Raw genomic sequence first — 12,545 nt, 5'->3', positions numbered from 1 at the left:
GCCCATAAAAATCCGTACCTTTACATCAACTCACACGCTATTCTTTATTTCATAACTGCATAATTCGCCTGATCAGGAGTTTATATATTTAAATCATAAACCAAGATCCATTCCCCAAGTCGGATTCAATACACTACCTGCAGCGAACAATAATTTCGGATAGTAATTTTTTACATTATTAAACAAATTATGGCAAAATCGCAGGCAACATTCATGAAGAAACAGCTCGAAAAAAACAGAGCAAAGAAGAAAGAAGATAAAGAGCAAAGAAAACTGGAACGCCAACAAAATTCCAATGGCGGAAAACTCGAAGACATGATGGCTTATGTAAATGAGTACGGAGAAATTACCTCTACCCCACCAATTACCAAAAATTACGGCAGGTAAGCAAATAGATTAAATTGAGTGTATATACTCAGATAAGCTGCGAAGTATCTAATTCCTTTATTTAGCCGGAAACTCCGGCAAGGACATCCAATGTGTAAAATCCTCTAACGCTACTTTATCATTGGCTACTACAAACTTATCATACTTCTCACTATAATAACCAAAATAAATCTGACCTCCGTCAAACAATAATACGTCAATTGCCTGTTCAGGCAATTCCTCTCTAACTAATTTCCAGATCATTTGATAAAGATATTAATATAATTGAATTGACAATATAGTTTCAAACTCTTAAGTAATCTTCTGAATTTAACAGCTGAAACATATATGCTTCATTTTCAACACATTCTAATAAAAAATACTTGCTAATATCAAACAATAAGGTTAAATTCATTAAAAAACCTGTAACAAAATGAATATTAAAACCTTACTGATCGGTCTTGCCGGAGGCATAGTTGTCTTCCTGACCGGCTTTTTGATCTATGGTATTCTGATGATGGAATATTTTTCAAGCAATATTCCCAGCTATCCCGGTTTAATGAAAGACCCTATGGAAATCTGGGCTATTGCAGTCGGAAATATCATATGGGGCATTACCATGTCTTATATTATACAGATTACGGGTATTAAGTCGGGAGTAAAAGGAGCATTGACCGGAGCATTAATATTTTTTCTGTTCAGTCTGGGAATGAACATTGTATCCTATTCTCAGTACAATCTATATAATTTGCCGGTTAGCCTTATTGACGCTATTTGCATGGCAATACTTGGAGCAAGTTCAGGAGCACTGATTGGCTGGTTATATGAACGGACTTCATCCTAATCTCCGAGCATAATTTACTATACGGGTAGATTATCTATCCATGTAGTTGAAAATTAAGGCCTTTAAATTACTGTTATTCTATTTGTGGCGCTTCTTCTTCAGGATCTCCCCAAACAAATGGTGCTAAAGGAATCTGTACATCAGTTATCAGATCTGATGGAGCAATTTCATTAGCATCGCCCGGAAAAAATGGAGCTACAGGTACACTGGCATATTTTGCTTTCACATTTTTAAGTTCAATGGGTGCAATCTCTTCCGGATTACCCCATATGAAAGGAGCAACTGTAACTGCTGTCGCAGGTTTATCACTCTTAACAGGATTTTCATGATCAGCTGCACTGGCCTTCAGTGCCATCATTATAATTAATGATCCGCTTAATGTTATCAAAGTTTTCATCTGTTTATTTTTTGTTGATCAAATTTATACGCTTATGAAGGGTTACTATAGAACTTTTTGGCAGGCGGCACTAAGGTTTCGGTTAAAACAGGGAATTTATCGGTAAATGACTGCATGCCATTTGAAGATCAACAAATGGATTTTATATAAAGCTATTTTAGTAGTTTTGAAAAAAAGAGTGTCCATGCCATATCAAACTACAAGTGCTGAAGATTTTCACAGGTCGGCTAAAAAAGACCAATTTGAAGCTCCGGATTATTACCTTCTGGATGAATTATTGAGTGAAGAACACAAACTTGTACGTGATAGTGTACGTAGCTGGGTAAAAAAGGAGCTCAGTCCGATTATTGAAGACTGCGCCCAAAAATCACAATTCCCTCATCATTTAATCCCGGGACTGGCTGAAATTGGCGCTTTCGGACCAACAATTCCTGCCGAATATGGCGGTGCAGGGCTCGACTATATTTCCTATGGCCTTATCATGCAGGAAATTGAACGTGGCGATTCAGGCATTCGCTCTGCTGCATCAGTTCAGGGCTCTCTGGTTATGTATCCGATTTATGCATACGGATCGGAAGAACAAAAAGCACATTATCTACCGAAACTGGCCTCGGGTGAATATATGGGCTGCTTTGGTTTAACTGAACCAAACCATGGTTCAGACCCCGGAAGTATGATCACTAATATCAAAGATATGGGAGATCACTATCTGCTTAACGGCTCAAAAATGTGGATTTCGAATGCTCCTTTTGCAGATATTGCTATTGTATGGGCAAAAGATGAGGAAGGCATTATCAGGGGGCTTATCCTTGAAAAAAGCATGGAAGGATACAGTGCACCCGAGATCCACAACAAATGGAGCCTAAGGGCTTCAGCCACCGGTGAACTCGTATTTAATAACGTAAAAGTACCCAAGGCTAATTTATTACCCGGAGTTAAGGGAATAAAAGGGCCGCTGGGCTGCCTGAATCAGGCCCGATATGGAATTGCATGGGGTGCATTAGGTGCTGCAATGGACTGCTATGATACCGCACTTCGTTACTCCAAGGAACGTATGCAGTTTGGACGTCCTATTGCCGGATTTCAGCTACAGCAAAAAAAACTTGCCGAAATGCTTACTGAAATAACCAAAGGACAGTTACTTGTCTGGAGACTTGGGGTTCTGAAAAACGAAAATCGTGCAAGCCCGGCACAAATATCCATGGCAAAAAGAAACAGTGTTGAAACAGCTCTTAATGTTGCAAGAGAAGCCCGTCAGATGCTTGGAGGAATGGGCATTACCGGCGAATTTCCAATCATGCGTCATATGATGAATCTGGAGTCGGTAGTAACTTATGAGGGCACTCATGATATTCACTTACTGATCACCGGACTGGACATTACCGGGTTGAGTGCATTTGCCTGAAATCTAACTACTTATATAAAAACTTAAGACTTAAACGTCTGATGTACGAGCCTGACAATCCAACAAAAAAGGGAGCTCAATAATCAGGCTCCCTCATTTATTTGAAAAATCATTAATACTCATTCAGAATATACTGATTGAACTCTCTCCCGAAGGTTATATCCCGAAGACATTACCTCTCCATAAGCACCGGCCGTTCTGATTGCTATTAAATCGCCTCTTTTAGAATCAGGAAGTTCGATCTCTTTACCAAAACAGTCTGTACTTTCACAAATCGGTCCAACAACATCATATTTTACTGTCTGACCAGAATCTGAACTGATATTTTCAATTTTATGATATGCCTGATACAAAGCAGGGCGCATCAATTCAGTCATTCCGGCATCAAGAATCAGAAAATTCTTCTTGAGGCCATTTTTTACATAGAGAATACGGCTGATCAGACTTCCGCACTGTGCTACCAGGGCTCTTCCCAGCTCAAAATGCACCTCCTGACCCGGACGGCGTTCCAGAAATTTATCAAAGATGCTGAAATAGGCCTCAAAATCAGTGATCGGATGCTCATCAGGGTTTTGATAATCAACTCCAAGTCCTCCTCCTACATTTAGTATCTGAAGATTAAACCCATGATCTTCGAACCAGGCACTTAGTTCATTTACTTTGAGGCAAAGACTTCTGAATACTTCAAGATTGGTTATTTGCGAACCAACGTGAAAATGAATTCCTATCAGTTCGAGGTTCTGGCACTTTTTTAATTCCTCAACACAGGAATTTAGTTCCCATTGATTAATGCCGAATTTATTTTCCTCAAGTCCGGTAGTAATATACTTATGGGTATGAGCATCTACATTCGGATTGATACGGATAGCAACTCTGGCGCTCTTCCCTAATCCTGCAGCAAGTTCATTGATGATGCCTAATTCCTGAACTGATTCAACATTAAAACAAAAAATATCATTGTTCAGGGCTGAAATGATTTCTTTATCAGATTTTCCAACACCTGCAAAAACTACCTTTCCCGGATCGAAACCAATTTCAATTGCTTTCTTCACCTCATTCCCACTAACGCAATCTGCACCAAAGCCCACTTTTTCTATGGCTTTCAGTACCTCCTGATTAAAATTTGCTTTCAAAGCATAATGAACATGAAAACCATATTGATCTGAAGCTTTTTTGCATGAGCTTAAAGTCTCATTCAATAAGTTCAGATCATAATAGTAAAACGGTGTTTCAGTATTTTGAAAACGTGCAATTGTATTCCTGCTAAACATATATTTTAGAATATCCGCCTTAGCGGATTAATGTATTATTCAAATAAACGATGGTGTAATGATCTGAGTGCTTCAACTTTATTACTGTCGCCCAACAGAAGTGAAATATTATAGTTACTACCACCATATGAAATCATACGTAATGGAATATGCTTCAGGGCTTCGAGTACACGTGCAGCAAAGCCATGCTTATCTGCAGCAAAATCTCCAACCACACAAACTATTGTTTGTTCATGGTCAATCTCAACGGTACCAAAACTATTTAACTCTTCTATGATTTCACCCAAATTTCGGGTATCATCAATCGTTACTGATACCGCCACCTCTGAGGTAGTTATCATATCAATTGGAGTTTTATAACGTTCAAATACCTCAAAAACTCTTCTTAAAAACCCATAAGCAAGCAGCATTCTGCTGGATTGTATTCTGATTGCAGTAATCCCGTCTTTGGCAGCGATAGATTTAATCTTGCCACGTTCGCTCTCATTTGTGATCAGGGTTCCCGGAGCAGTTGGCTCCATGGTATTAAGAAGGCGAACCGGAACCTTGTATTTCTGAGCAGGAAAAACACTCTGAGGATGCAGAATCTTTGCTCCGAAATATGCAAGCTCCGCAGCTTCATCAAATGATAATTGTGCAATAGGCTTCGTTCCCTTAACAATCCTTGGATCATTATTGTGCATACCGTCAATATCTGTCCATATCTGAACTTCTTCAGCGCGTATAGCAGCTCCGATTAATGAAGCTGTATAATCACTGCCTCCTCTGCGCAGGTTATCGGTCTCACCAAATGAATTGCGGCAGATATAACCCTGGGTAATAAACAAGGTATCTTCAGGATATTTATCCAGCATCGGCTGCAGATGCTCTGTTATAAAATCAACAATTGGCTCATTGTCTTCATCTATTTTCATGAAATCAAGAGCAGGAAGAAGCTTTGATGGTACGCCAATCTCTGTCAGATAGATATGATAAAGAGTCGTGGATATCAATTCGCCCTGAGCAAGAATTACCTTTTCTTCAACCGGGGTAAAATGTTCATTAGCGAATGAAGAGATCAGATTGAAGTGATAATCGATCAGTTCTTTACCATTTTGTAAACCATCTTCAGTTGAAAAAAGTTCTTTGATAAAAATATCATACTTCGCCTTTAACGCAGCAGTTAATTCTGCCGCTCTGGATTTATCTCCTGCAAGATATGCCTGAGAAATTTCAACAAGGCTGTTTGTAGTACCGGAAACAGCAGAAAGAACAACAATCTGTCTGTTTTTAGGATTAATAATGTCTAATAACTTTTTGATGCGATCGGGACTTCCTACAGAAGTTCCTCCGAACTTTAATACTTTCATTTAGGCTTGAATTTTAGATTGCAGCAAATGATTTTTATACTTGTGCAATGAGATGCTAAAAATAGGAAAAAGCACACTATTTTTCATGCTCAGCAGAATTTATTTGGCATTTCCGGTCAAAATTCTACCCAGGTGTAATATTTACACAAATTACAATTGAAAATTTACAATGCACGACCTAGAAATATCCGTTTTAAACAAGATTAATTCCTGGCTTCAGGGAAGCTATGACATTGATACCAAGAAAGAAATCAAGACCTTGCTTGATGAGAAAGCATATATAGAGCTGACTGATTCATTCTATAAAAATCTTGAATTCGGGACCGGTGGACTTCGCGGAACAATGGGTCCCGGAACAAACCGCATCAACAAATACACGATCGGGGCCGCAACACAGGGATTATCCAACTTCCTGTTAAAAAAATATCCGGGAGAAAAAATTAAAGTAGCCGTAGCTCATGATAGCAGAAATCAATCTGATTATTTTGCAGGAATCACTGCTGAAGTGTTTTCTGCCAACGGCATACATGTATATTTTTTCAAAGCCTTAAGGCCTACTCCCCTGCTTTCTTTTGCCATCAGGGAATTAGGGTGTAAAAGTGGTGTTATGATTACCGCTTCTCATAACCCCAAAGAATACAATGGTTATAAAGCATACGGAAATGATGGAGGACAGTTCATTTCGCCTGACGATAAAATGGTGATGGATGAGGTTTCTGCAATTAAAGGGGTTGAATTTATCAAATTTGAAAGGGTTGACCAGAACATTGAACTGATTACAGAAAGCCTGGACAATTTGTACCTCGATAAAATCACTGCGCTTTCAGTATCTCCGGAAGCCATTCAAAGGCAGAAGGATCTGAAAATTGTTTACTCTCCAATTCATGGAACCGGGATTACACTTGTTCCGGCAGCACTTGAACGATTTGGATTCAGGAATGTAAATATTGTAGAAGAGCAGGCAAATCCGGATGGCAACTTCCCGACAGTTGTCTACCCCAATCCTGAAGAGCAGGAAGCCCTTAGTCTGGCATTAACAAAAGCCCGGGCAATTGATGCTGATCTGGTTCTTGCTACCGACCCCGATGCTGATCGCGTTGGAATAGCTGTAAAAGATAACAAGGGTGAATTCATCCTTCTTAACGGAAATCAGACCGGATCACTTCTTATCAATTATCTTCTTAGTGCATGGGAACAGAAAGGGAAACTGACCGGGAATGAATATATCGTTTCAACTGTGGTAACTACCAAGTTGATCGAAGATATTGCCAGGAAGAGAAATGTAAGTTTCTTTGAAACACTTACCGGATTCAAATGGATCGGAGCCCTTATCACTGAGCTGCAGAGCAAAAAGACCTTTATTGCAGGTGGCGAAGAAAGCTACGGATATCTTGTTGGTGAGCTGGTAAGAGATAAAGATGCCGTGATTTCTTGCGCATTCATTGCTGAAATGACTGCCTATTATAAAGACATGGGAAGCAGTTTATATCAGGCCATGCTGGATATGTATCATGAATATGGATTCTACAAAGAAAAGTTAGTTTCGATAACCAAAAAGGGGAAAACCGGAGCTGAAGAGATTAAGGCAATGATGCAGCGCTTCAGGACCAATACCCCCGAAAGCCTTGGGGGTTCCAAAGTAATCCGTTTGAAAGATTATGAGTTAGGTAAAAATACTGACCTTATCTCAGGCAAATCAGATAAGCTTAACTATCCAAAATCAGATGTATTACAATTCATTACTGCCGATGGTTGCATCATTTCAGCCAGACCTTCAGGAACAGAGCCAAAGATTAAATTTTACTGTAGTGTAAAGACAGCTCTTCCTGATACAAACAAATTTGATCAGGTGAGTTTGGATCTGGACAAAAAAATAGATCATATCATGAAAGATCTGGAAGTTTGATCCGGATCTGAAATATTTCATCCCGAAATATCTACCATAAAGCACTTTAACAATGTAAAACGGCGTACATTTGCATTATGAACAAAATTCTGTTTTTTACAATTGCAGCTGCTTTAATCCAGTCTTGTACCAATAAATCTGACGACAGGCTCCCGATTTTAGGAAGTCGGGAGCCTGTTGAAAAAAACGTAAATGGTAAAACAGTTGTAGATACAATCTATCAGACTATCCCTCCATTCAGTTATCTGAATCAGGATAGCATTGCAGTAACTGATAAGGACTTTGATGGCAAAATTTATGTATCCGATTTCTTTTTTACTTCTTGTACAACCATCTGCCCTGTAATGCACAGAAACATGCTGAATGTGTATAACAAGTACAAGGGAAATCCCAAAATTAAATTCCTTTCACACTCAATAGATATCAAATATGACCTCCCTTCCCGACTAAAAAAATATGCAACCAAACTTGGCGTTGAAGGGAATCAGTGGGAATTTGTACATGGCAGCAGAGATTCAATATTTGGGATAGCTGCAAAAAGTTATCTGGTTTCTGCATTTGAGGACAGTACAGATCCGCAAGGGCTCGTCCACCAGGGCTGGTTCATTCTGGTTGATACCAAGAAGCATTTAAGAGGTGCTTATGACGGAACTAAAGAAAACCAGGTAAAACAACTGATGCTGGATATAGATAAATTACTTGCAGAAGAAGCTGCCAATGAGAAATAGAATCATATATACCCTGCTTTTTCTTTTAAGTATCTCAGCCGTTTTCCATTCTTGTCAGAATGAAGAAGGAATAAATTATAAAAGATACTATGTCAATGGCAAGGGGATTTATGAAAAGAATTGTCAAAGCTGTCATGGTGCAGATGGAAAGGGCCTTGGCACTTTGTATCCCCCACTAACCGACAGCCTTTATCTCAAACAAAATAAAAACAAACTGGCCTGTATTATTAAAAATGGTCAGAATGAAACAATACAGATCAACAATGTCCCCTTTGATGGGAATATGCCCGCTAATCCCAATCTCGCAGATATTGATATTGCACAAGTAATTGTTTACATCACCAATTCCTTTGGTAACAAGCAGGGGTTCTATTCAGACCAGCAGGTCCTGAACGACTTAAATAACTGCAAATAACATCAGAGAATCGCTTCTTTCTTGTGGTTAACGGAACGATTTGTATTTTTGCAACTCATAAAAAAATCATGGCTAAGCGTACACGAATTAAAGATTTATTAAACACAACTGATTTCGGCAAGAAAGTTACTGTGATGGGCTGGGTTAAAACCTTCAGAAATAACCAGTTTATTGCATTAAATGATGGTTCCAGCATTAACAATATTCAGGCGGTTGTTGATTTTAATTCTTTTGATGAAAGCCTTTTAAAAAGACTGACTACCGGTGCTGCAGTATCCATTAAGGGAGAGGTTGTAGAATCACTTGGTAAGGGTCAGCGTATCGAGATTAAAGTAAATGAATTAGAGATACTGGGCGACAGTGATGCTGAAAAGTTTCCTTTGCAGCCTAAAAAGCATAGTCTTGAATTTCTTCGCGAAATTGCACACCTGCGTTTTCGTACCAATACATTCAACGCAGTTTTCAAAATCCGCCATGCATTGGCCTATGCGGTTCATAAGTTTTTTAATGATAAGGGCTTTGTGTACATGCATACCCCAATTATTACGGCATCAGATGCTGAAGGAGCGGGTGAAATGTTCAGGGTATCTACCATTGACCCTGATAACATCCCGAGAAATGAAGATGGGAGCATAAATTATAAAGAAGATTTTTTCGGCAGAGCCACCAATCTAACGGTTTCAGGTCAGCTGGAAGGAGAATTAGCAGCCATGGCTTTTGGAGATATTTATACCTTCGGGCCAACTTTCCGTGCCGAAAACTCTAATACTACCCGTCATCTTGCAGAATTTTGGATGATAGAACCCGAAATGGCGTTCTATGACCTCAATGACAATATGGATCTGGCAGAAGAACTTTTGAAATACCTGATCCAATATGCCTTAGATCACTGTGCAGATGAGCTTGAGTTCCTGAAAAACAGATTACTGGAAGAAGAAAAATCAAAACCACAGGCTGAACGCTCTGAATTTGATCTGTTGGCAAAACTGAATTTCTGCCTGGATAATAATTTTGAAAGAATAAGCTACACTGAGGCGGTAAGTATACTTAAAAATTCAAAACCAAATCAGAAGAAGCAATTCAAATATCTTATTGAGGGATGGGGTTCTGACCTTCAGTCGGAACATGAACGTTTCCTTGTTGAAAAGCATTTTAAGAAACCCGTAATCTTAACCGACTATCCTGCTGATATCAAATCTTTCTATATGCGTTTAAATGAACCGGATGCAGAAGGAAGAACAACGGTTAGAGCAATGGATATCTTATTCCCGGGCATCGGAGAGATTGTAGGTGGTTCGCAACGCGAGGAGCGTCTGGAGAAACTGGAGAAAAGAATGGAAGAAATGCACATTCCTGCCGAAGAAATGTCATGGTATCTGGATACCCGCCGTTTTGGTTCTGCACCACATGCCGGATTTGGTCTGGGTTTTGAACGTCTTGTTCTTTTCGTTACCGGAATGACAAATATCAGAGATGTTATTCCTTTCCCGAGAACTCCTAAAAACGCAGAGTTTTAAACATTATCTACAGACGCAAGATCCATTATTTTTTCATATTGCGGCCTGAAGGTATCCTCAGAACTTATATTCATTTCATTCTCATATTGAGGAGGATAGGGTCTTTTTGTCAAACTTCCGGATTGAACCGGTGGATAGGTTTCGGCATAGGTTTGTATCTGGTTCGGACCAGTCCGCCTGTAAATCAAGGCACGGTGAATCTCGCCGGGGTGCTTTAATCCTGCAGCTGCAATCAAATGCACCGCACTATTTACCGTTGATTTATGAAAATTATAAACCCTAACCTTCTTGTCAGTCACGTCCAGGCCAGCGATCAATGAAGGATCCTGAGTAGCAATACCCGTTGGACAGGTATTTTTATTACATTCCAGCGCCTGAATACATCCTAAGGCAAACATCATCCCACGGGCTGCATTACACATGTCGGCACCCAGAGCGAAACACTTAATCATATCAAAACCTGTAATAATTTTACCCGATGCAATGACTCTGATATGCCGTCTGAGATCAAACCCTGTTAAAATATCATGTACAAAGGCCAATGCATCCCGCAAAGGCATACCTACCGCATTGGAAAATTCCTGTGGTGCTGCACCGGTACCACCCTCACCACCGTCTACGGTAATGAAATCAGCATAAATTCCGGTAAATTTCATCGCTTTACATATCGCAATAAATTCGCACTTATTGCCAATACATAATTTAAAACCCACCGGTTTACCTCCTGAAAGTTCCCTTAGCGTTTTAATGAATGTCACCATCTCCAAAGGATTTGAAAAGGCAGAATGTGTAGGCGGAGAAATAACATCATGTCCCTTTTCTACCAGCCGAATTCTGGCAATCTCTTCGCTTACCTTACGTGCCGGTAAAATACCACCATGCCCCGGCTTAGCTCCCTGCGACATTTTAATTTCTATCATTTTAACCTGAGGCAAGCGTGCCCGTTCACCAAAAGCTTGTTCATTAAAACTGCCATCTTTATTCCGACAGCTGAAATACCCGGTTCCGATCTGCCAGATCAGATCTCCACCAGGCTGTAAATGATAATCACTTAAACCACCCTCACCGGTATTGTGTGCAAAATTTCCAATCTTAGCCCCTCCGTTAAGAGCAAGGATGGCATTTTCACTCAATGATCCAAAACTCATTGCCGATATATTGTAAATACTTGCTGAATAAGGTTGTGAACAATCCAGACCACCAACCATAACTCTGGGGTTATGATTAATCTCATGCGGAGAATATGCAGATATACTGTGGTTCAACCACTCATATCCACTCTGGTAAACATCAAGTTGGGTTCCGAAGGGCACTGAGTCGTCAACGTTTTTTGCCCGTTGATAAATGACTGACCTGCTTAGTCTGTTAAAAGGAGTGCCACTGGTATCGCTTTCTACAAAATATTGATAGATCTTCGGTCTGAGATCTTCCATAAAAAAACGCAATCTTCCAAACACCGGAAAGTTTCTGGCGATACTATGACGGCGTTGAATCATATCATACGTACCCAGTAATATAAGCGGGCCCGTCAATAGAAAACCCCATAAAATTTGTTTTGAAAATATGCTAAGTCCCAGAATGGCAAGTGTCGACAGCAGCGAAAAAACTAAAAAAATCTTTCTCATTACATGCAATATAAATTTAGATTAAACACCGGACTGCTAAAATCACATTCCTTACAGATAGAAAACGCATAATTTAGTACATTTAAACATGTTAGTCAAATTATATCCCGAAAACCCAAACGAAAAGCTGATACAGCAGATTGTAGAAGTATTGCAAAAAGGGGGGATTATTATTTACCCTACAGATACAGTATACGGGTTGGGCTGCGACATCACAAATTCAAAAGCAATTGAGAAGATTTGCAGGATCAGAGGTATAAAACCTGAAAAAGCTAATTTTTCATTTATCTGCTATGATCTTAGCCATATTTCAGATTATACAAGACAAATTGACAACGAAACCTATCGGGTAATTAAAAAAGCACTCCCCGGCCCCTTTACTTTTATCTTTAATGCAAATAAAAATGTTCCCAAACTGCTAAGCTCCAACAAAAAAACAGTTGGTATCAGAATACCCGACAATAATATTGCGAGAACCATTGTAAAATCTCTTGGCAACCCCATCATTTCTACCTCAATACATGACGACGATGAAATCGTAGAATATTCAACTGATCCGGAATTAATTCATGAAAAATACGAAGAAATTGTGGATATGGTTATTGATGGAGGTTATGGTGATAATGAACCGTCCACAATTGTGGATTGCAGCGAAGGTGAATTTGAAATCATAAGACAAGGTAAAGGGAACCTGGATTTATATCTCTGATTTCTACATATTC

Annotated in this window: 13 protein-coding genes; 8 read left to right on the top strand and 5 right to left on the bottom strand. The window is 39.4% G+C overall.

All coding sequences use genetic code 11. The features are described 5' to 3' along the window. The first annotated feature begins 189 nt into the window (after positions 1-189). On the top strand, positions 190-387 hold the full coding sequence (locus tag P2W72_RS08765; protein WP_276361026.1) for a hypothetical protein: 198 nt from the start codon (positions 190-192) through the stop codon (positions 385-387). 57 nt (positions 388-444) lie between these two features. Here P2W72_RS08765 and P2W72_RS08760 read toward each other — a convergent pair whose 3' ends face one another. Continuing rightward, positions 445-630, bottom strand: coding sequence for a DUF551 domain-containing protein (locus tag P2W72_RS08760; protein ID WP_276361021.1), 186 nt, complete (start codon positions 628-630; stop codon positions 445-447). A gap of 169 nt (positions 631-799) precedes the next feature. Here P2W72_RS08760 and P2W72_RS08755 point away from each other — a divergent pair, with 169 nt between their 5' ends. Beyond that, positions 800-1,210, top strand: a complete 411-nt coding sequence (locus tag P2W72_RS08755) for a hypothetical protein (protein WP_276361016.1) — start codon at positions 800-802, stop codon at positions 1,208-1,210. Between the two features lie 73 nt (positions 1,211-1,283). On the opposite strand, the gene P2W72_RS08750 is transcribed toward P2W72_RS08755, so the two are convergent. Beyond that, positions 1,284-1,607, bottom strand: coding sequence for a hypothetical protein (locus tag P2W72_RS08750; protein ID WP_276361011.1), 324 nt, complete (start codon positions 1,605-1,607; stop codon positions 1,284-1,286). Positions 1,608-1,791: 184 nt separating this feature from the next. Here P2W72_RS08750 and P2W72_RS08745 point away from each other — a divergent pair, with 184 nt between their 5' ends. After that, the gene (locus P2W72_RS08745) at positions 1,792-3,012 is read left to right on the top strand and encodes an acyl-CoA dehydrogenase family protein (protein WP_276362189.1); all 1,221 of its coding nucleotides are present in this window, start codon (positions 1,792-1,794) and stop codon (positions 3,010-3,012) included. 119 nt (positions 3,013-3,131) lie between these two features. On the opposite strand, the gene lysA is transcribed toward P2W72_RS08745, so the two are convergent. Further along, the gene (gene lysA / locus P2W72_RS08740) at positions 3,132-4,283 is read right to left on the bottom strand and encodes a diaminopimelate decarboxylase (protein ID WP_276361006.1); all 1,152 of its coding nucleotides are present in this window, start codon (positions 4,281-4,283) and stop codon (positions 3,132-3,134) included. Positions 4,284-4,318: 35 nt separating this feature from the next. Further along, positions 4,319-5,632 carry an aspartate kinase gene (locus tag P2W72_RS08735; RefSeq protein WP_276361002.1) on the bottom strand — a complete coding sequence of 438 codons (1,314 nt, stop codon included), beginning with the start codon at positions 5,630-5,632 and terminating at the stop codon, positions 4,319-4,321. 169 nt (positions 5,633-5,801) lie between these two features. Here P2W72_RS08735 and P2W72_RS08730 point away from each other — a divergent pair, with 169 nt between their 5' ends. The 4 genes from P2W72_RS08730 (at position 5,802) to asnS (ending at position 10,198) form a co-directional block, all read left to right on the top strand. After that, complete coding sequence (locus tag P2W72_RS08730) at positions 5,802-7,538, top strand: phospho-sugar mutase (RefSeq protein ID WP_276360995.1); 1,737 nt, start codon at positions 5,802-5,804, stop codon at positions 7,536-7,538. A gap of 77 nt (positions 7,539-7,615) precedes the next feature. Further along, on the top strand, positions 7,616-8,266 hold the full coding sequence (locus tag P2W72_RS08725) for an SCO family protein (protein WP_276360992.1): 651 nt from the start codon (positions 7,616-7,618) through the stop codon (positions 8,264-8,266). Further along, positions 8,256-8,681, top strand: a complete 426-nt coding sequence (locus P2W72_RS08720; RefSeq protein WP_276360987.1) for a cytochrome c — start codon at positions 8,256-8,258, stop codon at positions 8,679-8,681. The genes P2W72_RS08725 and P2W72_RS08720 overlap by 11 nt, the downstream gene beginning before the upstream one ends. 68 nt (positions 8,682-8,749) lie before the next feature. Then, positions 8,750-10,198 (top strand): asparagine--tRNA ligase, encoded by a 1,449-nt coding sequence (gene asnS, locus P2W72_RS08715; RefSeq protein WP_276360980.1) that lies wholly within the window; start codon positions 8,750-8,752, stop codon positions 10,196-10,198. On the opposite strand, the gene P2W72_RS08710 is transcribed toward asnS, so the two are convergent. After that, the gene (locus P2W72_RS08710) at positions 10,195-11,823 is read right to left on the bottom strand and encodes an FMN-binding glutamate synthase family protein (RefSeq protein WP_276360975.1); all 1,629 of its coding nucleotides are present in this window, start codon (positions 11,821-11,823) and stop codon (positions 10,195-10,197) included. The two genes, asnS and P2W72_RS08710, sit on opposite strands and share 4 nt — an antisense overlap. A gap of 88 nt (positions 11,824-11,911) precedes the next feature. Here P2W72_RS08710 and P2W72_RS08705 point away from each other — a divergent pair, with 88 nt between their 5' ends. Next, positions 11,912-12,532 (top strand): L-threonylcarbamoyladenylate synthase, encoded by a 621-nt coding sequence (locus P2W72_RS08705; protein WP_276360971.1) that lies wholly within the window; start codon positions 11,912-11,914, stop codon positions 12,530-12,532. The last annotated feature ends 13 nt before the right edge of the window (positions 12,533-12,545 follow it).

The sequence above is a fragment of the Daejeonella sp. H1SJ63 genome (genome assembly GCF_029360775.1).
Classification (GTDB): domain Bacteria; phylum Bacteroidota; class Bacteroidia; order Sphingobacteriales; family Sphingobacteriaceae; genus Daejeonella.
This window is presented reverse-complemented; position numbering and strand designations above follow the sequence as displayed.

Coding starts and splice junctions, on each gene's coding strand:
- P2W72_RS08765 (WP_276361026.1), top strand. CDS start 190: ATGGCAAAATCGCAGGCAACATTCATGAAGAAACAGCTCGAAAAAAAC.
- P2W72_RS08760 (WP_276361021.1), bottom strand. CDS start 630: ATGATCTGGAAATTAGTTAGAGAGGAATTGCCTGAACAGGCAATTGAC.
- P2W72_RS08755 (WP_276361016.1), top strand. CDS start 800: ATGAATATTAAAACCTTACTGATCGGTCTTGCCGGAGGCATAGTTGTC.
- P2W72_RS08750 (WP_276361011.1), bottom strand. CDS start 1,607: ATGAAAACTTTGATAACATTAAGCGGATCATTAATTATAATGATGGCA.
- P2W72_RS08745 (WP_276362189.1), top strand. CDS start 1,792: ATGCCATATCAAACTACAAGTGCTGAAGATTTTCACAGGTCGGCTAAA.
- lysA (WP_276361006.1), bottom strand. CDS start 4,283: ATGTTTAGCAGGAATACAATTGCACGTTTTCAAAATACTGAAACACCG.
- P2W72_RS08735 (WP_276361002.1), bottom strand. CDS start 5,632: ATGAAAGTATTAAAGTTCGGAGGAACTTCTGTAGGAAGTCCCGATCGC.
- P2W72_RS08730 (WP_276360995.1), top strand. CDS start 5,802: ATGCACGACCTAGAAATATCCGTTTTAAACAAGATTAATTCCTGGCTT.
- P2W72_RS08725 (WP_276360992.1), top strand. CDS start 7,616: ATGAACAAAATTCTGTTTTTTACAATTGCAGCTGCTTTAATCCAGTCT.
- P2W72_RS08720 (WP_276360987.1), top strand. CDS start 8,256: ATGAGAAATAGAATCATATATACCCTGCTTTTTCTTTTAAGTATCTCA.
- asnS (WP_276360980.1), top strand. CDS start 8,750: ATGGCTAAGCGTACACGAATTAAAGATTTATTAAACACAACTGATTTC.
- P2W72_RS08710 (WP_276360975.1), bottom strand. CDS start 11,823: ATGAGAAAGATTTTTTTAGTTTTTTCGCTGCTGTCGACACTTGCCATT.
- P2W72_RS08705 (WP_276360971.1), top strand. CDS start 11,912: ATGTTAGTCAAATTATATCCCGAAAACCCAAACGAAAAGCTGATACAG.